Source organism: Chitinophaga silvisoli, from assembly GCF_003412465.1.
GTDB lineage: Bacteria > Bacteroidota > Bacteroidia > Chitinophagales > Chitinophagaceae > Chitinophaga > Chitinophaga silvisoli.
The window spans coordinates 38,634-57,149 of the sequence record NZ_QTJV01000016.1; the positions used below are offsets into that span (position 1 = coordinate 38,634).

Here is an 18,516-nt window from a genome sequence, read left to right on the forward strand (position 1 = left end):
GGGTCATGAATAAAACATACTTTTTACAGTTAGCCGACTACAATGTCTGGGCAAATGCAAAGGCGATCAGCTGGTTGCAACAAATCAGTGATGCACAATGGGAACAGGACCTGACCAGTAGTTTCAGGAGTATAAGACAAACGGTGTTGCACATCGCAAGTGCAGAAAAAATCTGGATTGATTTCTGGACGAAGGCAGCGGAACCGGCATTTATATCAGGTACATTTAACGGGAGTAAGCAGGAGTTAATAGCTACCTGGGAACAGGCTTCAGCGGGCATGCGGGCGTTTCTATCGACTTATCCCGAGGAGGCGTTGATGGACCCGGTACTGTTCAAATATCCCAGGGGTGGCGAGGCACAATTACCGTTTATGCAAACCTTCGCGCATATTATGAATCATTCTACCTATCACAGGGGACAGCTGGTGACCTTGTTAAGGCAGGTCGGATTTACAGGGATGTCATCGATAGACCTCGCTACCTTTTATCGTCAATAGAATTCATCGCCGGGCTTGGGGCAAATGATTATATTTGAGGGCATATAAAATCACCACATTTATATGTCCCGCAAATTCGAAACCCCGGCCCTGCTGGCTTCGCTTTACAAGCAGGTAGATGTATTGTCAGGCATTGCAAAGGATGAATTATTACTTACGGATCAGGACCTGCTCCTACGGCAGCCAGCACCAGGTAAATGGAGTGCGGCACAATGCCTGGACCATTTGAATGGGTATGCCCGGTTTTATATTCCTGCGATAGAAAAAGCGATAGCAGCAAAACTATCGGGCAGCCTGCCTCCTACCCCATCGAATATATTCAAAAGCGGCTGGCTGGGAGATTATTTTACAAGGATGATGCTGCCTAAAGCAGATGGACACCCGGGTATAAAGATGCAGTCTCCAAAGGCTTACAGGCCTTTAGCGAACCTGGATGCAGTGCAGGTAGTCAATGAATTTATCGGCTGGCAGGAAAGATTAAAGCAATTACTGATCCAGGTTAAAACTGTAAACCTGGAAAGTGTCAGGATTCCCACTACCTTGGGAAACTGGCTGAAATTCTCCCTGGGCGATACTTTCAGGTTTGTCATTGCACATGAACAGCGGCATATGGCGCAGGCATTGAGAGCAAAATCATAATCATCTATAAAATTGCAACCCCATGAGAAAAATCACATTGCTGACACTTTTATTATTCACCTGTTATGTAGTGAATGCCCAACAATTAGACACCACCAAAGAGATCCCGGCGATTAAACAATTAGTGCAGCACTATGAAGATGCCTGGAACCGGCATGATCCGCAAGGCCTGGCGGACAACTATGATACAGATGCCACCTGGGTCAATTGGTTTGGTGCTTATTACAAAGGCAGGGAGGATATCAGGTATCATTACCAGATCGTGCATACCTCTTATTTTAAGAACACGCAATATTACACGCGCGCGATAGAAGATGTTACTTTTTTGAAACCGGATGTGGCCATTGCGCATGTGCGCACAGGCTTAAGCGGCGACTCGCGCTATCCCGGGCAGACCTTTGAGTTCAGGCGAATGATAATATTGACTAAGCAACAGGGAAAGTGGTTGATTAAGGCAGGGCAAAATGCAAAGCTGGACCCGGGAGTGAAATAATTATAATGAAAAGAGGGTGTACCAAAAGTAAATTGAACGCATTGAGAATTACAACAATAAAAATTCTCTCCGTCAGTTACCTGAATTGAATCCGAATTGAATCCGAATTGAATCCTGGAAATTTTACTTTGGATACAACCCTCTTTATTTTTTCCTCCTGATCCTGCTCAGGGAAGAAGGCGTAATACCTAAAAAAGAAGCCACATACACCAGGGGTACTCTATTGACCAGGCCCGGAAAATTCTGCAGGAACAACTCATACTTTACCTGTGCCTCTTCCATAATATTTAACTTCAACCTGTTCATCTTCTCTATCAGGAATTTATTAGCCACCTTCTGGAAGATCAGGTCCCAGTCCAGAATTGTCGCCGACAATTCTTCATAATCTTCTATTTTGATAATGATCAGCTCACAATCGGTCACAGCCTGCACATAGCCCATGGAAAACATTTTATGCAGGAAACTATCGATATCTACATAGAAGTGATTCTCGGTGATAAAGTAGTGTGTTACATCCTCACCTTTGTTATTATAGAAACTGGATCTTAACACCCCATCTACGACAAAGGCCAGCTCACGCGCCACCTGTCCGGCTTCTGACAGGTACGCTCCCTTCGGCAGGTGACGCAGCGTCAGTTTGCTATGAATCAGCCTGATCTGCTGTTCATTTAAATGTCCAAACTGCAGGAGGTAATTTGTAAATGCTTCCATTAAGCTGAAAAATAGAACTTTTCTTTATAGTTTAAAACATTTTCCACACCTTCTTTCTCAATAGTAGCGCCTGTTCTGATGGCATTGTCTCCTATCAGGTAATGCAACTGATCACTGCCATCTACAGCGGCATTGTATACAAAGGTAGCCACTGCTGCAGGATCATCGTAGACCAGCGGAGAATCAGGATTTGAAAAGATCGCCAGCATCTTATCTACCCATTCCTGGTAAGCAGGGTGCAGGATCAATTGCGCATTGGCGACAAAACTGGTTTGCATCAGGTCAGGAATCAGTGTTTTGATACCGATGCCCACCTTACTTAATTCAGAACGCATAGATGTAGACCAGGCTTCTATGGCTGCCTTGGTAGCGCCATAGATGGACATAAAGGGTTCCGGCAATAAGGCTCCGGTAGATGTTACATTCAGGAACAAGCCACTCTTCCGCTCCCTGAAATAAGGCAGAAATTCCTTTGTCACCCTGATAGGTCCCAACAGATTCGTTGTCACCTGCAGTGATACCTGTTCATCAGTAAATCCTTCCAGTGGTCCCACCAGGATGTGTCCTGCATTATTCAGCACGACATCTACCTGCCACTTGTCTTCTACTTCTTTGACAAGTGCCTGCAATTGCGGTACATTATTTACATCCAGTTGTTTCAGGTGCACATTTGGCAATTTACCCAATTCTTCTCCGGCGGCGGGATTGCGCATAGTCGCGATCACTCTCCAGCCCTTGTCAGCAAATACCTTTACGCATGCCCTGCCTAATCCTGAGGAAGCCCCGGTAATAAATATCGTTCTCATTTTCATATCATTTATGCAGTAAAGGTGGCGTGATGCGAAGAAAATAGCCTTGTCATATGACAAGAAATATTATTTTCGCATATATTCTGTTTCAACCTTAAAAATATTATCGAGAATGAAAAAGATTGTTGGCCTCCTGGTATTAACCCTTGCATTGGCATGTAACACCAAACAACAGCCGAAGACTGCGGAAGAAGTTTTAAGTACGATCAACAAGACGAACTTAAACAAAGGCAGTCAGAACTATCACTTAGATACGCCTGAGGGCTGGACCACTGATCATAAAACAATTCAGGGGATTAATTATTACTACATCATTGCACCTAATACAGGTGAAGTACCCAGTCCGAACATCAACCTGCTCACAGAATCTATGCAGGGCGCATCGCTGAAGGATTATATTGCCAAATCATTGTCGTCTTTAAAACAGGTATTACCTACTTCAGAGGTGAAAGCGTCTGGAGATATCACCGCGAATGGTATCCAGGGTGCGTGGTATAACTATACGATGGAGATGCAGGGTGTAAAGGCTTACCTGATGGCGTATGTGTTTCCGAAGGATGGGATTGCATATGTGATTACGGGTATTTGTCCGCCGGACAAGGCGACTAAGTACAGGCCTGTTTTTGATTCGGTAGCGAAATCATTTAAAATGGATTGATAAAATAATACGGATTGATAAAAAAGGCCCCGGTAGTATCGGGGCCTTTTTTAATATCATACTATTACTTGAATGCTTCGCTGTACAGGGTATTGATGATATCTTTCCAGGCCTGGGCATTTTCCAGCTCACCGTTGCAGATGAAGATCACCCCTTTTTTACTGACCGGATTGTAGGAAATGAAGGAGGATACGCCGATGGCAGACCCGGTATGACAATACAATATAGCTCCTTTATTGGTCGCAAACTGGAACCAGGTATGGAAGCCCAGGTTAAAGTCATCCGGCGTTAAAGCCTGGATGGCATTGCTGTCAATAACAGCATTGTTATGATAGCGGCCCTGGTTGGTCCAGGCAATGAGGAAATGGGCAAATTCATTGACATTGGTATGCAGACCACCGGCAGGGTAATCAGGGAATCCACCGTGACCCAAAGCCTGGTAAGTATGCAGGGAATCGGAATAGTGGTAAGGCATCGCTACCTGGTTGCTATCCAGTTCTTTCAGGAACCAGGCCGTGTTGGGCATTTCCAGGGGGCGGAATAAATGTGTTTTGCAATAGGTATTGAAATCCTGGCCGGAGAGGCGCTCTACGAGGTAGCCTAAGAGTGCGATCCCCATGTTGGAATAATTCGCTTTGGTACCGGGTGGATAAGCATAGAAGTTCTTTTCCTTATCGTAATGCGCCCCCTTGGGTGAAAAATAGTCTTTGATAAATACGGGGAGAGGAATGGTAGGATCCCCGTGATTGGTGTCCCAGAAGATATGCAGGTAGTCTACATTATCATCAATAGCAGCACGGTGCCTCAGGAGCTGGCGGAAAGTGATGGGCTTATCAGGGAACGTGGGATTGGCTAGGTGGAAGTCAAGGTACTTATTGACATCGTCATCCAGTTTGAATTTCTTTGCTGCATACAATTGCATGATGGCAGCTGCAGTGACAGTTTTAGACGTACTGGCCGCTTCAAAAATGGTGCTGGGGCCTACAGGTATTTGCTTTTCCAGGTTTTGGTAGCCGTAATAGCCAGTCCATACAATTTTACCTTTGTCAATGGCAACTGCTTCGAAGCCGGCAATGTGTTTACCGGCAAGCAGACTATCGAGCAATGATTTTTGCGGATAGGCGGTAAATGGCAAAAGTGTGCTAACAATCAGAAGAGTGGTGCTTAATTTCATGTTGTGTCCGGGATGAGGAACTAATTTATGGAATTTTGGGGATTGATGTTTACAATTGTATAAATGATCATGGAAAACGTAATATGCTGTTTGCACAGCATATTACGCCAGTTTCTTTTTACCTGTCAGCATCTTGATGGCCAGCAAGCTCACTCCCAACAACACCAGGCCCGCCGTCAGGCGTTGGCGTGTACGTTTTGACAAGCGTGGCCGCGCGTTTCCATTTGTACTCATTGAATAATCCACGGTGTTGAAAATATTCCCATCAGTCTTCGCAATTGCATCTGCACTTTTAAAATACCCCCTCATCAGCAAACTGGTAAACTTCACCATTAGTTCCGGTGCCAGTGCATGCCCCAATTTAAATAATTTCGATGCCCCCCCGGGATACCTGTTGGAAACAGGGCGTAAGATGGATGCCTTTACAGCTTCTGCTACCACTTTCGGATCTGATACAGGTGGTGCATTCCTCAGTACCTTCCCGGTATAGTTAGCGGCATGCTGGATCCCGGGAGTATCCAGGAATGCGGGATACAGGTCTACCACATGGATCTCCGGCCAGCTGCTCAACTCTCCTTTGATGGATTCAAAGAAACCGCGGAGGGCATATTTGCTGGCAGTATAAGCACTGCCGTATGGCACAGGTACATAGCCACCAATAGAGATATTGTTGATGAGGATACCGGCACCCTGCAGTTTGAAAAAAGGGAGCACGGCATGAGTACCACTCATATAGCCTAACAAATTAGTGTTGATGACCTGCTGATGAGTTTCCCAGGGTGTTTCCTCAAAAGTACCTGCAGCGAGTACACCGGCATTATTGACCCAGACATCAATACGGCCTTTCCATTCGAAGGCTTTCTGTGCCAGTTCCAGCACAGCAGTACGATCACAGACATCTGTGGGCAATACTAATACATCAGCACCGAGTTCCCGGCATTCATCAGCCAGTTCCAACAAGGCAGTTTCATTCCTGGCAGCGAGGACCAGGTTTACTTTTCCCGGAGCCAGCTCAAGGGCAGTGGCTTTGCCTGCGCCGCTGGATGCTCCTGTTATGACGATTGTTTTGTTTTCCATAGGAAAAAGACTTCAAAAGCCAAGCCAAGAACCCCGACATTGGATTGAAGCTGACATACCTGGCCCCATCCACATTGAAACTGGTGAATGCAGGTAGCGTTCCCTTTTATAGTTCAGCACTCCTTGAAAAGTTAATCACTATATTTACCTTATAATTGTTGGATGATGCAATCTTTCTTTGATAAGGGCAGGCAGGAACCGTCGGTACCCGAATGGGCAGATTTCTTTTCTGCGGAAGAATACAGCCGGTTCATGACATTGCTGGGCGAATACCTCGCTTCGCAGGAAATCGCATTTACTACTGATGATGAAATCCTCATCGTGGAAACTGAGCGCTATGGTGGTTCTCAGCTTGGGCTGATCAACCTTGCACAAAGCTGTCACCAGGCCGATGAGGATGAATGGACAGAGCGGATTGAAGATCACTTTGAACAGCTGGAGCGGATCCATACTTTCGACCAGGAATTCTCCGCTACAGTGCATGACTTTGAAAAGATCAAAGATGCACTGGGTGTAAGATTGTACCATAAAGAATACCTGAAGCACCTGGAACCAAATACAACAATCACGCGGCAGGTAACTGAGGATATTATTGCCATGCTCATCTTTGACCTTCCTTATGCAATCAAGAGCGTGAACGAGGAGGACATGGCACCATGGAACAAAACAACCGATGAACTGTTTAAGATTGGTATAGAGAATATCAGAGATAATTATGAAACAGATCTCAACTCACAGGAGTTGGGTGATTTGGAATGCTTATCTATCGACAATGAACATTACTACTCTCCTAATGTATTGCTGGATATGGATAGCTATCCGGAAGCGATTGGTACATATGGGTCGATAGTAGCTGTGCCTACCCGGCATTTTGTTTTGCTATACCCGGTGGAAAGCCTGGAGGTGGTACAACTGATCAATATGTTTGCGCAATTAGTACCGGAACTCTATAATGAAGGACCGGGATCCATCAGTCCGAACATTCACTGGTATTACAAAGATGCTTTTACCATCATACCGTTTACATTTGATGAGGAAACACTGCGGATCTCACCGCCTGATAGTTTTGTTGAGGTATTAAATCAATTACAAAATGTGGGAGAAAGAGACTGAAAAATTAAGAAAGATCGTACTCGACTGCGGACTGAATGAGGAGACCAAGTGGGGTAAGCCCTGCTTTGATTACGAGGGAAAGAACATTGTGATCATCCAGGGTTTTAAGGATTATTGTGCATTGCTTTTTTTCAAAGGAGCCTTGCTTACCGATCCCGATGGGATCCTGGTGAAAACCGGTGAGCATACGCAGGTGGGCAGACAGGCCAGGTTTAATAATGTAAAGGAGATCTCGCAGGTAGCTGCGGGCCTGAAGGCTTGTATCTTTGAAGCCATCGCGGTGGAGAAGGCGGGGCTGAAAGTGGATACAAAGAAAACACCTGTGAAGATCCCGGAGGAACTGGCTGCGCAGTTTAAGAAACAGCCTAAGCTGAAGAAAGCCTTTGAGGGTTTGACACCGGGCAGGCAGAAGGCGTATGTATTTTTCTTTTCAGGGGCAAAGCAGGAGAAGACGAGGGAGGCGAGGATAGCGAAGTATGTTCCAAAGATCCTGGAGGGAAAAGGAATAAATGATTGAAATATACACAAGTACGTTTGAAAAGTATCAGTATTACAGTAAGGTAATTATTATGGGAGACCGGTAAAATAACACATTTACCGGTCTTATATTTTACTGGTATGTCCGATCCCCTTTTATATAACTTAGGACAATGAAATCTCTATCAGCATGTTCCCGGCGGGACTTTCTAAGCGCCCTTACGGGAACGGGAGTAGCCATGATGTTGCACCCATTGTCATCCTGGGCTATCAGTGACATAGACCCTCGTGTAGCCGCTATTGTTGCAGCAAGCTACGGTATTGATACGCACAATCACGTAGACGTTCCTTTGACCAAAGAAGATATTCCCGGGCCGGATATTGAGCTGGCAGGCGAAATGAAACGCGCTGGTTTAACGGCTATCTGTATGACGTTTGCAGTAGACTACCAGCAGCTGGTGAATCCCGGAGATGCCTATGATCGTTTTCTGAATGGCCTGACGGCGATGGATGCGGAATTGGCAAAGAACAGGATGAAGCGGGCTTTGAATATGGATGACCTGCGCAGGGCGAAGCAGAAAAAGCAGCCCATCGTAATTCAGTCGGTAGAAGGCGGGCACTGGCTGGAAGGCCAGCTGGACAGAGTGGAAGTGGGCTATAAGAGGGGCTTGCGTCATCTTACTTTATTGCATGATAGTGATGCCTCTACACCGCTGGGTGATGTATATACAAATGTACCCGTGTTTGGCGGGCTGACTAAATTTGGTGCGGATGTGATCACCGAGTGTAATCGCTTAGGTATTCTTGTAGACCTGGCGCATTGTGACGGGAATACGGTGGCAATGGCACTGAAAGTGGCGCAGCAGCCCGTGTTTATTTCGCATACGGGATTGAATACGCAGTTGGGGACTAATCCCAATTTTGCGAAGATGATGTATAAAAGGCTTATTAGTAAGGAGAATGCAAAGATAGTGGCAGATGCCGGTGGTGTGATTGGCGTATGGACGCACCTGGCAGATACGCCGCTGGCATATGCGCAAAATATAAGGGCGCTGGTCGATGTTGTGGGGGTGGATCATGTGTGTATCGGTACGGATACCAAGATGACACCAGCGTATAGGAAACCGGGTAGTGGGTTTGGAGGTGATAAGGGGAAAGGGCAGAATGGCGGGCCGCAAAAACCACGGGTAGGAGAACGAACAAATGAGGCCTGGGCCGATCAGAAAGCAGGGTTTTATTATGCGGTAGTAGATGCGATGTTGAAAACCGGTTTTAATGAAGAAGAAATAAGCAAAATAGGCGGCGGGAATTTCTGTCGTGTATTCGATGCTGCGACTAAGAAATAAATAATTGATTAAATATTACCCCAGCTCACCGGGGTAATATTTAATCAATTATATCTTCTCCATACATATCCTGCATCCCACACCAGCACTTATCAAATTTTTTTTCTCCAGGTCCTGTATTGTACCTCTTCCGGCATTTTTCCCGGATAGGAAATAACCCTTGCCAACACTTCGCTGTCCACATCAAAATATAATACCCTGAAAAGATGCTTTTCCTCCGCAGCATAGCCCCCATTCCCGATTGCCCGGGTGCAGCCCTTTTGTAACCGGGAACCTGTTGCCGGTAATACCTGATCGAATCCTTCGTCAGGGCCTCAAACCATGGTAAATATTGCTATAGATATTCGCGGCCAACGCTGAATAAAGTTATGCTTAGTCATGACGGGAAATACATAAAATATATACCCATATGTCTAACTGGCCACTTCATTTGTCCGGTTCGGGGGTTTGCACCTTTCCCCGGGGCGGCGATGGGGATACCTTTGCTGCATAATCAAAACAATTCATCATGAAACATATACTGATCGCGCTGGTCTTATTCACGACTTCCTTACAGGCACAGACTATTAAACAGATCCATGCAGGGGTATTAAATGTCGGTTATGCAGAAAGCGGGCCTGCGGGTGGCAAAGCGGTTATCTTACTCCACGGATGGCCTTATGATATCCATAGTTATGACAGTGTAAGCAGCATTCTCGCCAATAAGGGTTATAGGGTCATTGTGCCCTATTTAAGGGGTTATGGTACCACTACCTTCCTTTCCCCGAAAACGTTCCGTAATGGGCAGCAATCGGCCCTTGCCATGGATATGATCGCCTTCATGGATGCCCTGAAAATAAAGAGTGCCATCATCGGTGGATTTGACTGGGGAGCAAGAACGGCTGATATCATGGCTGCTTTGTGGCCTGAGCGTGTCACAGCCCTCGTATCTGTGAGTGGTTACCTCATAGGCAGTCAGCAGGCAAATGCGGCTCCTTTAAAACCTAAAGCTGAACTGGCCTGGTGGTATCAATTCTATTTTGCGACTGAAAGAGGGCAGCAGGGCTATGCGGCCAATACAAATGAGTTTAATCAACTCATCTGGGAACTGGCTTCTCCAAAATGGCAATTTGATTCGGCTACTTATCGTGCTACTGCAGCTGCCTTTAATAATCCTGATCATGTAGCGATTGTCATTCATAATTATCGCTGGAGACTGGGGCTTGCACAGGGAGAGAAACAATATGATGCGCTGGAAAAAGAACTGGCTGCGGCACCTGCTATCAGTGTACCTACCGTGACCCTGGAAGGTGATGCCAATGGTGCACCTCACCCGGACCCAGCACAATATGCGGCAAAATTCAAAGGTCCCTATGCGCACCACACCATTACAGGCGGCATAGGTCATAACCTGCCCCAGGAAGCCCCTGTAGCATTTGCGAATGCTGTGATCGAGGCGGACAGTTTTGCTAAATAATCTATCTTTAAGCACGGATGAAGCAAACTACACTCAAAATATCACAGGCGACCATTTGGATCAGCTCAATTTTCCTGGGCCTGTTATCGTCAGTACCACAGATTGCACAGCAACATTTCAATGCCATGGAGGCCATCGTCAATGCCGCAATTACAGGCACCTTTGCTTTGCTGATGTGGTACTTCAATATCTACCTGCTTTCCAGGAGGCCGCAGCAGCAAAGTATCTCTTATTCCAGGCTCCTGAGCAGTCTTGCATTTGGAATGGTCATCATGTTTGGCCTGGCATGGATCCAGCAACTGATCCTCTCTCACATCAACTTCGGTCCAACCATGCTGATGGTAGAGGTAAGAGGGATCCTCATCAACCTTGTGTTCTACATGTTCCTGCACCTGCTGCAACAGAACTACGAGAACCAGGCGGTGAACATGGAACTGGAGCGGATTAAAAACGATAACCTCGGCGCACAATATGAATTACTGAAACAGCAGGTGAATCCACATTTCCTGTTCAACAGTCTGAATACACTGAAGGCAATGGTCGAAACCGGCGATGAAGAGGCGATTGACTTCATCATCAAACTATCTAACTTCTACCGGTTTACTTTGGAGAGCCGCAAATTGGACCTCATTCATGTGCAGGATGAAATGGAGATCCTGAACGCCTACCTGTTCTTACAGAAAGCCCGCTTCGATGCAGGCTTTACCTTTAGTAACGAACTGGATGACGAGGTATTGAAGACCCTCATTCCACCATTCACCCTGCAACTGCTGGTAGAGAACTGTATTAAGCACAACGTGGTGTCTCTGCAAAAGCCGCTTCATATCCGTATCTATGCTGAAGGGGAAAAGATCGTGGTAGAAAACCAGTTGCAACCAAAGGTCGGTGAAAACAATTCGCTGGGCGTAGGACTTAAGAATATTGATCTGCGCTATAGTCACCTGTTACATCAGCATATTGACATCATCAAAACCGATACTATCTTTCAAATCAAACTGCCTTTGATTTATGAATATCATAATAATAGAAGATGAATTAAGAACCGCGAAATCACTGGAGCAAATCATCCTGAAAATAAAGCCTGAAGCCAAAATAACCGGGCAGTATCAAAGCGTGGAAAGTTCTGTAGCAGCTTTGTCCGGCGGCACACAACCGGACCTGATTTTCATGGATATCCAGCTGGCAGATGGTTTATGTTTTGAAATCTTTAAATCTGTTAGCATCAGTGCGCCGGTGGTGTTTTGTACTGCCTTTGATGAATATTCCCTGGATGCATTTAAGAACAATGGGGTGGATTATGTATTGAAACCATTTTCAAAAGAAGATATCCGGGAAGCGCTGAAAAAAGTAGATGAGTTAAAGAACTTCTTCCAGCAGAAAGTAATGCCGGACCTGGGAGATCTCTTATCTAAACTAGGCGCACCACAGGCCAGCAAAAGCAGTTTCCTTGTTTTCAAGAACCAGAAGTATACGACGGTGGCTGTTGAAAACATTGCTTATTTCTTTATAAAAAATGACTGTACGATTATCGTGTGTTTTGACAAGGAGCAGTTTATTATTAATCAGTCCCTGGACCAGATTGCAGGGATGGTATCTGCCAAACAATTCTTCAGGGTGAACAGGCAGTACCTGGTGAACTTTAAAGCGATCAGGGAAGTAGAGCCTTATTTTTTAAGGAAACTGTATGTGAAGCTGGTGATTGAGACACCGGAGAAGTTGTTGATCAATAAAGAGAAGTCGCACAACTTCCTGAGCTGGATGGAAGAAAGATAAATTGAAAGAAAGAGCTTGTATCAAAATCCAGATACAAGCTCTTTTTTCGCTATTGCTCAATAAACGTGATCACCGATTGTACAAACTCCGTTGGGTACTGGAACAAGGCAGCATGCGCTGCATCCGGATAAACGATCAATTGTGCATTGGGGATATTCTCTGCCATGAATTCCGCATTCCCCAACGGCACCGGCACATCGTCTTTCCCCTGTACGATCAGCACAGGTTGTGTGATGGTTTTCAGCTCTTCAGCCGCATTGGCATCAGCTTGTGCCCATCCTAATACAGCGATCACCTGGGCGCTAGCACTTGCCTGGGATACGGCAGCATCGCGGTCCTGCACCCGTTGCTGAATCCTTGACCAGGCGGCTTTGCCTTTTGCCAGACTTTCATTGGAGCTGGTAAATCCAAATCTCAGGAAATTCTCTTCTGCGCTCAGGTTCGCTCCTGCTGCGAGTAAGGCAGGAAGATTAGAGAGACCTACTGCACCTTTTGGCCCCGTGCCTGTCAATATCATTTTATTGATGATGCCGGGTGCTGTGAGGGCAATCTGCTGGGAGATAAAGCTACCTAAAGAAAAGCCCAGCAGGTTGACTTTGGGTAATCCTAATGCATGTACAAAGGCTGTTACACTACTGGCCATGTCTGCAATATTATCAGGTGTGCTGCCAGTGGAAGCCCCTTCTCCCGGCAGGTCGAACAGGATGACCTTGTATTTCTGAGCAAGGGCATTGATAATAGCAGGATCCCAGTCATCCATATTACTCCCTAATGGAGAGATCATCAGCACAGGTATACCGGTATTATTGCCCAGTTCCCTGTAAGCATAGTTCACACCATTGGCAGTGATGAATTTTGTTTTCGCCGTCTCCTGGTAATCTGAGGGTGTTGTGTGGGTCTTTTTGCATCCAAAGAGGCTTAGGCCCAGCAAGGCAATGGTTAAGAGTTTCATGTAGTAATGTTTTTAATGAGGCACAAATGTGGAACAAGCAATGGCAGTAGTCCAGCAGCAAAGCTTCCGGTCGGACAATTCTATTCCCGGCATAGACATTTGAGTAGCCGAACATTTCCTGCTTACTCAAGGAGCAATATGTCCGGCCCGGGGGTTTCATACTTATCACTCAGCCCTGCAAGAAATAATTTTACAGGAAATTATACGCCATGAAAATGATCTGTTTATTAGTAGTTATGACCCTGTTATCATTCAAATCAGGTGCACAGGGATTTATTGTACTTGAATTGTTTACATCGGAAGGATGCTCCAGTTGTCCGCCGGCAGAAGAATTGTTAGCAAAGATTCCGCCTGACAAGCAGGTGTACATCCTGGAATACCATGTAGACTACTGGGATCGCCTGGGATGGAAAGACCCGTTCAGCAGCCACCAGTTTTCAGAAAGACAATACCAGTATAGCCAGATGCTTTCCAGCCAGGTATATACCCCGCAATTGGTGATGAACGGGACTACGGAATGTATAGGGAGTGATGCGGCAATTGTGCGCAGTACAATACATGCGGCGTTATCAAAACCGGCTAAGGCCACGCTGAATGTGCAGGGCAGGATCCAGGGTAATAAGTTGAGTGTGTCACAAAAAAACATCCTGGTTGCGGTGGTACAGAAATACGCGGTAACGCAGGTAAAAAGAGGGGAAAATGAAGGACGTACACTATCGCATATACAAATAGTGAGACAGCTTCACCTGGTGAAAGGAACGGAATGGATGGATCTGCCTGCGGGATTTAATACGGAGGATTATGAGATTATAGCGATGTCTCAGCACCCATCTACGGGAGAAATAATTGCTGTATCGAGAATAGTACCTACCCGGATTTAAATTTCGTAAAAATTAAGTACCATTGTATCATGGAACTGAATTTAGAATACAACAAGGCTATTCGTTTGCTGGATGCGGGGCGTGAGGAAGAAGCCCTTTTACTGCTGGAAAAGGTATTGCTGACCAGCATGCAGAAAAATGACCAGGTACATGTGGTGAGAGCCAGCGTGGTACTGGGAGAATATTTCTTTAACCTGGGTGATGAGGAAGCTGCGGGCAGGAACCTGGAGCGGGCTATAGAGGCGATACTGACTGATGATGAGGCGGAGGAACTTGATTATGAACTGAACCAGGCAAGAGAATTACTGAATAACCTGTAAGGGGAAAAAAGCAATTGTCAATTGTAATGAATACATTTATAAGTAACAGCGCAAGGGCTTTTTACAAACCCTTGCGCTGTTGCTTATTTAGCGTTTAAGATACTCGTTGTAAAATCCACCCACTCCGTTTCAGGAATAGTCCTGTCCAGGTAAAAGTCAGGATGCAACCCCATATCATCCACCGGGAATTCAGGGATGCGCAGGGACCTGGAGATACAATATTCAAAGATAAAATTCCCTGCAGGGTCTTTCGCTTCTATCATATTGGATACATCCAGTGCACCTCCCGTTTTGCGTCCAAAGAACTTTACCTTCTTACTTTGTTTAGCCTTCAGGATGAACTCTTCAGTAGTACTGAAATTATTCTCATGAATGATAATACCGATGTTTTGCGGGTAAGGCAGCACCTTATTCAGGGTGAGTACATTTACATCTTTGCCGAAGATATTGACGAACTGCCCTAATTTGCTGTTCATTAAATCAGCAATATCAAGGTAGGTTTTCTTCTCTTCCGGATCCAGTCCTTCCCTGTTGGCGATGTCTTTCCACATCTGGTTGTTCATGGGCGTGGAGTAGAATTCTGCCATTACACTCCGGATAGGATTGGTGTAGAGGTATGGAACCAGGTTGGAAAAACTTGCATCTGAACCACCCTGGCAATCACGTAAGTCAATGATGAGATTGGGAGTCGTAATGATAGCGGCATGCAGGCTTTTCAAAACACTGTCAATCGCGCCTTTACTTTCGTAATTGAAGGAATTGATGTGTATGTAGACCGTGTTGCTGTCTCTCTTATATCCAAATGGCTGCGGACTTGTTTTCAGCCGGTAATATTCATTTGTGGCCACATCGGCAAGAGGGCGTTTCAGGTAAAAGTTGTCCAGCTGAAGGACGGTTTTCCCTTTACCCACGAACTGGATTTTCTTTATGGCGATGGCTGCGGATGATTTATTACCATATACATAGCGTGTGCCTGTTTTCAAATCAGCGCTCATGTCGAACTTCAGGTCACCGGGCTTCCAGCTGGCCGCGGTGGCAGTGATCACAGTACCTGTGTAGCTGTTATTTTGTTTCCTGACAGCAATGGTATAATCAGGCGATTCCCAGATCCCTTCTATGCTATCGGTAGATTTGTCCAGGTATTGCTTAAACTGCGCGGCCGAGAATTTACTATCATGAATGATTTTAAATTCAGGAGGCGCTGGGGCCGATGCTGTTTTTGTAAAGCGGAAATGATCTGTTCTGAAGAATCGTACCCAGTCCTGGAGATAGCCGATACAGCTGTCGAGGTTCGTGGTATTTTTAACCCTATCCAGTGTTAGCTGGTTGTGCATGTTATATGCATCCTGTCCTTTTTGTTTCAGGATATGGGCATATCCTGCGTCATTTTCTTCAAAGGTTTTACGTACCCATTCAAAACTGGTTTTACAATTACATTGTTGTGCATAAGCGCCGGCTGCTATCAATACGAAGAGCGGTACAAGGAATATAGATTTCATGTTGGTATAACAAAATGTTTGTCAGGTTAAGAACGTGTTGTCCCTACACGTGGGTTTCTGGCAAACAAGATAGTTATATTATCGCTTATTGCAAACCACCGGACGCTTTTATTCTATCGGCGGTAATCCATTTGCCGGCATCGGATACGAGGAAGGTTACAACAGCTGCGATATCTTCTGGTTGTCCCAACCTGCCTAATGGTGTGGAGCGGACCATGAACTGTTCAGCCTCGGTGCCTAACAGGCCCTGTGACTTAACGCCATCGGTGACTGTAGGACCGGGGGCGATGTAATTGACCCTGATATTGCGGGGACCCAGTTCCCTGCCGAGTGCAATGGACAATGCATCCAGTGCGGCTTTGGAGGCGGCATAGATACTTGTGGATGGCATGGGATTTTCGCTGGCAGAAGAGCTGATGTTGACGATATTGCCCCCGGTAGCAGGGAAGTATTTCAGGGCTTCCTGTATGGTGAGCACGGGGCCGAGTACGTTGATATCAAATTGTTCCCTGTAGAAGTCAGGTGTCACAGATTCAATAGGCGCAAATTTATAGATCCCTGCATTGTTGACGAGGATATCGATCTTTCCGAAAGCATCTATTGCTGTTTCAAACATTTTCTTTACATCGCCGGCATTGCTCACATTTGCCTGCAGGGCCAGTGCCTGTCCGCCATTGGCAGTGATGGCCTGCACCACTTTTTCAGCGTCTGTGATGCTGGCGGCATAGTTGACAATTACCGCGGCACCTGCGGCAGCTAAATCCTTCGCAATAGCCGCACCAATTCCTTTAGAAGCACCTGTCACAAGGGCTACTTTTCCTTTCAGTGTTTGTTCCATTTGTACTACTTTTTGTGAGGACAAATGTAGATGCTGTATCTTTACAAAATACAGCACTTTCCCGAAGGAAAGTATTAACTAATTAATAATCAATACAAAATGGAGGCCTGCAAACCAGTCTTATCAGAATGTATGCAACAGATGAAGGGTATTCAGGATGCCCTCGATATCTTCAACGGAAAGTGGAAAATAAAGATCATGGCGGCCCTTACTTTTGGTCCGAAGCGATATACCGATCTGCAAATGATCATCGAAGGAATAGGCACTAAAATGCTCTCAAAAGAGCTGCAATTGCTGGAGCTGAATGGCCTGATCCGCAGGGAGGTGATTGCCAGTAAACCAGTGGCGGTGAACTACGTGATTACGGAATACGGTCTTACGGTGGGGCCTGTGGTCAGAGAATTGTCTCACTGGGGCAATACCCACCGGAAACAGGTCATGGGCAGGATTTAATACCGTGCTTTTAGTTTCAGGTAAATCAGGACCATCAGCAAGAATGTGCAGGCGATCGCCACATGTACACTCAGGGAGATGGCATGGAGGATGTCGGTACTATCCCCGGCAGCTGCTGCGCCGAGTATGGCAACACCTGTGGCACCTGCGGCTTGTCTAACGGTATTCAATGCAGCAGATGCTGTACCGGATAGTTGCTTGTCTACACTACTGAGAATACCTGTGGTCATAGCCGGCACAGCCAGTCCCATCCCCATAGGAATCACCAGGAATGGCAGGAATAACTGCCAGTAAGGTGTTTGTTCATTTGCGATCAACAAGCCTGCAAAGCCCAGGGCGAACATGATAAGGCCTGCCAGGATGGGTTTACGGATGCCAAACTTATTGATGATCGCCGCGCTGGCTAAATTCGAAATTACAAACCCAATGGTGAGTGGCAGGAAGGCAAAGCCTGCGGTGAGGGAAGAATAATGCAATACGTTTTGCAGGTATAAACTCAGGATGAATACTGTGCCGTAATAAAATCCATTCAGCAAAGCGCCCAGCAGCAACAATACATTGAATGAACCTGAGTGAAAGAGATACAGTGGCAGCATGGGATGTGTGCCTTTCTTTTCCAGGATGATGAAGACGATGAATGAGATAGCGCTCAGTATGCAGGCACCATAAATGAGAGGATGGGTAATGCTTAATTTAGGGCCTTCAATGATTGCACCGATCAGGGTGGTAATAGCGATCATCCAGGCAATGGTACCAGGGAAATCTATTTTTCGCTTTAGTTCCGGCAATTCATTTTTCGGCAATCCTAATGTCAGGAGCATACCCAATATACACAGTGGCGCATTGACAAAAAAGATATAGCGCCAGTTACTCACCGAGATAATAACACCTCCGGCTATAGGCCCGGCCGCGATGGCGGCACTCCCTGCCGCGGTCCAAAGCCCGACAGCTCTTGCACGGATCTCAGGCAGATGTGCAAAGTGCTGGTTCAGGATGGCCAGTGAACTGGGAATCATAGTGGCAGCACCCAGTCCCTGTACGGCTCTCCATGCGATGAGCATACCGGCATTGCCAGCGAAACCACAACCGATGGAGGCGGCACCAAATATGAGCATACCCCATTGAAATACTTGCCTGGCACCAAACAGGTCACTGAGGTTGCCTGCTGACAACATCAGTACGGCAAAGGCGAGTGCATAGGCATCGATCACCCATTGCAGCACACTCATATCTGCTTTGAAGGTCTTTGCGATTTCAGGTAAGGCGATATTGACGATAGATACATCGAGTTGTGCGACTACAAATGCAAGACTGGTAACGGCGGTGATCCATCTAAAACTGGTGCTCATG

21 protein-coding genes are annotated in these 18,516 nt (G+C 46.1%); 13 read left to right on the forward strand and 8 right to left on the reverse strand.

Annotation, left to right across the window (positions count from 1 at the left end; translation table 11 throughout):
* Positions 1-5: 5 nt before the first annotated feature.
* The 3 genes from DXN04_RS30145 (at position 6) to DXN04_RS30155 (ending at position 1,629) form a co-directional block, all read left to right on the forward strand.
* Positions 6-497, forward strand: coding sequence for a DinB family protein (locus DXN04_RS30145; RefSeq protein ID WP_116857144.1), 492 nt, complete (start codon positions 6-8; stop codon positions 495-497).
* A gap of 63 nt (positions 498-560) precedes the next feature.
* The gene (locus tag DXN04_RS30150) at positions 561-1,136 is read left to right on the forward strand and encodes a DinB family protein (protein WP_116857145.1); all 576 of its coding nucleotides are present in this window, start codon (positions 561-563) and stop codon (positions 1,134-1,136) included.
* A 22-nt stretch (positions 1,137-1,158) separates the two neighbouring features.
* On the forward strand, positions 1,159-1,629 hold the full coding sequence (locus DXN04_RS30155) for an SgcJ/EcaC family oxidoreductase (RefSeq protein WP_116857146.1): 471 nt from the start codon (positions 1,159-1,161) through the stop codon (positions 1,627-1,629).
* Positions 1,630-1,773: 144 nt separating this feature from the next.
* Here the strand turns inward: DXN04_RS30155 and DXN04_RS30160 are convergent, their stop codons facing one another.
* Both DXN04_RS30160 and DXN04_RS30165 read right to left on the reverse strand, forming a co-directional pair.
* On the reverse strand, positions 1,774-2,340 hold the full coding sequence (locus DXN04_RS30160; RefSeq protein WP_116857147.1) for a Crp/Fnr family transcriptional regulator: 567 nt from the start codon (positions 2,338-2,340) through the stop codon (positions 1,774-1,776).
* Positions 2,340-3,146, reverse strand: coding sequence for an SDR family oxidoreductase (locus DXN04_RS30165; protein WP_116857260.1), 807 nt, complete (start codon positions 3,144-3,146; stop codon positions 2,340-2,342). The genes DXN04_RS30160 and DXN04_RS30165 overlap by 1 nt, the downstream gene beginning before the upstream one ends.
* A 115-nt stretch (positions 3,147-3,261) precedes the next feature.
* Here DXN04_RS30165 and DXN04_RS30170 point away from each other — a divergent pair, with 115 nt between their 5' ends.
* Positions 3,262-3,807 (forward strand): DcrB-related protein, encoded by a 546-nt coding sequence (locus DXN04_RS30170; protein WP_116857148.1) that lies wholly within the window; start codon positions 3,262-3,264, stop codon positions 3,805-3,807.
* A gap of 64 nt (positions 3,808-3,871) precedes the next feature.
* Here DXN04_RS30170 and DXN04_RS30175 read toward each other — a convergent pair whose 3' ends face one another.
* A complete protein-coding gene (locus DXN04_RS30175; protein WP_116857149.1) occupies positions 3,872-4,981 on the reverse strand; it encodes a serine hydrolase domain-containing protein in 1,110 nt (369 codons plus the stop codon).
* A gap of 102 nt (positions 4,982-5,083) precedes the next feature.
* Positions 5,084-6,058 carry an SDR family oxidoreductase gene (locus tag DXN04_RS30180; protein ID WP_116857150.1) on the reverse strand — a complete coding sequence of 325 codons (975 nt, stop codon included), beginning with the start codon at positions 6,056-6,058 and terminating at the stop codon, positions 5,084-5,086.
* Between the two features lie 162 nt (positions 6,059-6,220).
* On the opposite strand from DXN04_RS30180, the gene DXN04_RS30185 reads away from it, so the two are divergent.
* From DXN04_RS30185 to DXN04_RS30210, 6 genes are all read left to right on the forward strand, one after another.
* Positions 6,221-7,171 carry a hypothetical protein gene (locus DXN04_RS30185; protein WP_116857151.1) on the forward strand — a complete coding sequence of 317 codons (951 nt, stop codon included), beginning with the start codon at positions 6,221-6,223 and terminating at the stop codon, positions 7,169-7,171.
* Entirely contained in the window at positions 7,152-7,688 is a 537-nt protein-coding gene (locus tag DXN04_RS30190) for a YdeI/OmpD-associated family protein (protein ID WP_116857152.1), read from the forward strand. Before DXN04_RS30185 ends, DXN04_RS30190 begins: the two co-directional genes overlap by 20 nt.
* A gap of 133 nt (positions 7,689-7,821) precedes the next feature.
* Positions 7,822-8,994, forward strand: coding sequence for a dipeptidase (locus DXN04_RS30195; protein ID WP_116857153.1), 1,173 nt, complete (start codon positions 7,822-7,824; stop codon positions 8,992-8,994).
* A 508-nt stretch (positions 8,995-9,502) separates the two neighbouring features.
* Positions 9,503-10,450: an alpha/beta fold hydrolase gene (locus DXN04_RS30200; RefSeq protein WP_116857154.1), complete on the forward strand. Its 948-nt coding sequence runs from the start codon at positions 9,503-9,505 to the stop codon at positions 10,448-10,450.
* Between the two features lie 17 nt (positions 10,451-10,467).
* Positions 10,468-11,484: a sensor histidine kinase gene (locus DXN04_RS30205; protein WP_116857155.1), complete on the forward strand. Its 1,017-nt coding sequence runs from the start codon at positions 10,468-10,470 to the stop codon at positions 11,482-11,484.
* Positions 11,459-12,223, forward strand: coding sequence for a LytR/AlgR family response regulator transcription factor (locus DXN04_RS30210; RefSeq protein WP_116857156.1), 765 nt, complete (start codon positions 11,459-11,461; stop codon positions 12,221-12,223). The genes DXN04_RS30205 and DXN04_RS30210 overlap by 26 nt, the downstream gene beginning before the upstream one ends.
* Positions 12,224-12,272: 49 nt before the next feature.
* Here the strand turns inward: DXN04_RS30210 and DXN04_RS30215 are convergent, their stop codons facing one another.
* Positions 12,273-13,175 (reverse strand): alpha/beta fold hydrolase, encoded by a 903-nt coding sequence (locus DXN04_RS30215; protein WP_116857157.1) that lies wholly within the window; start codon positions 13,173-13,175, stop codon positions 12,273-12,275.
* Positions 13,176-13,384: 209 nt separating this feature from the next.
* Here DXN04_RS30215 and DXN04_RS30220 point away from each other — a divergent pair, with 209 nt between their 5' ends.
* Together DXN04_RS30220 and DXN04_RS30225 are read left to right on the forward strand one after the other, a co-directional pair.
* A complete protein-coding gene (locus DXN04_RS30220) occupies positions 13,385-14,056 on the forward strand; it encodes a DUF1223 domain-containing protein (protein WP_116857158.1) in 672 nt (223 codons plus the stop codon).
* Between the two features lie 29 nt (positions 14,057-14,085).
* Positions 14,086-14,376: a hypothetical protein gene (locus DXN04_RS30225; RefSeq protein WP_116857159.1), complete on the forward strand. Its 291-nt coding sequence runs from the start codon at positions 14,086-14,088 to the stop codon at positions 14,374-14,376.
* 83 nt (positions 14,377-14,459) lie between these two features.
* On the opposite strand, the gene DXN04_RS30230 is transcribed toward DXN04_RS30225, so the two are convergent.
* Together DXN04_RS30230 and DXN04_RS30235 are read right to left on the reverse strand one after the other, a co-directional pair.
* Positions 14,460-15,875, reverse strand: a complete 1,416-nt coding sequence (locus tag DXN04_RS30230) for a S41 family peptidase (RefSeq protein ID WP_116857160.1) — start codon at positions 15,873-15,875, stop codon at positions 14,460-14,462.
* A gap of 85 nt (positions 15,876-15,960) precedes the next feature.
* Positions 15,961-16,713, reverse strand: a complete 753-nt coding sequence (locus DXN04_RS30235; RefSeq protein WP_116857161.1) for a glucose 1-dehydrogenase — start codon at positions 16,711-16,713, stop codon at positions 15,961-15,963.
* A gap of 132 nt (positions 16,714-16,845) precedes the next feature.
* On the opposite strand from DXN04_RS30235, the gene DXN04_RS30240 reads away from it, so the two are divergent.
* Positions 16,846-17,166, forward strand: coding sequence for a winged helix-turn-helix transcriptional regulator (locus DXN04_RS30240; protein ID WP_199415173.1), 321 nt, complete (start codon positions 16,846-16,848; stop codon positions 17,164-17,166).
* Here the strand turns inward: DXN04_RS30240 and DXN04_RS30245 are convergent.
* Positions 17,163-18,515: an MFS transporter gene (locus tag DXN04_RS30245; RefSeq protein WP_116857163.1), complete on the reverse strand. Its 1,353-nt coding sequence runs from the start codon at positions 18,513-18,515 to the stop codon at positions 17,163-17,165. The genes DXN04_RS30240 and DXN04_RS30245 overlap by 4 nt on opposite strands.
* Between the last annotated feature and the right edge of the window lies 1 nt (position 18,516).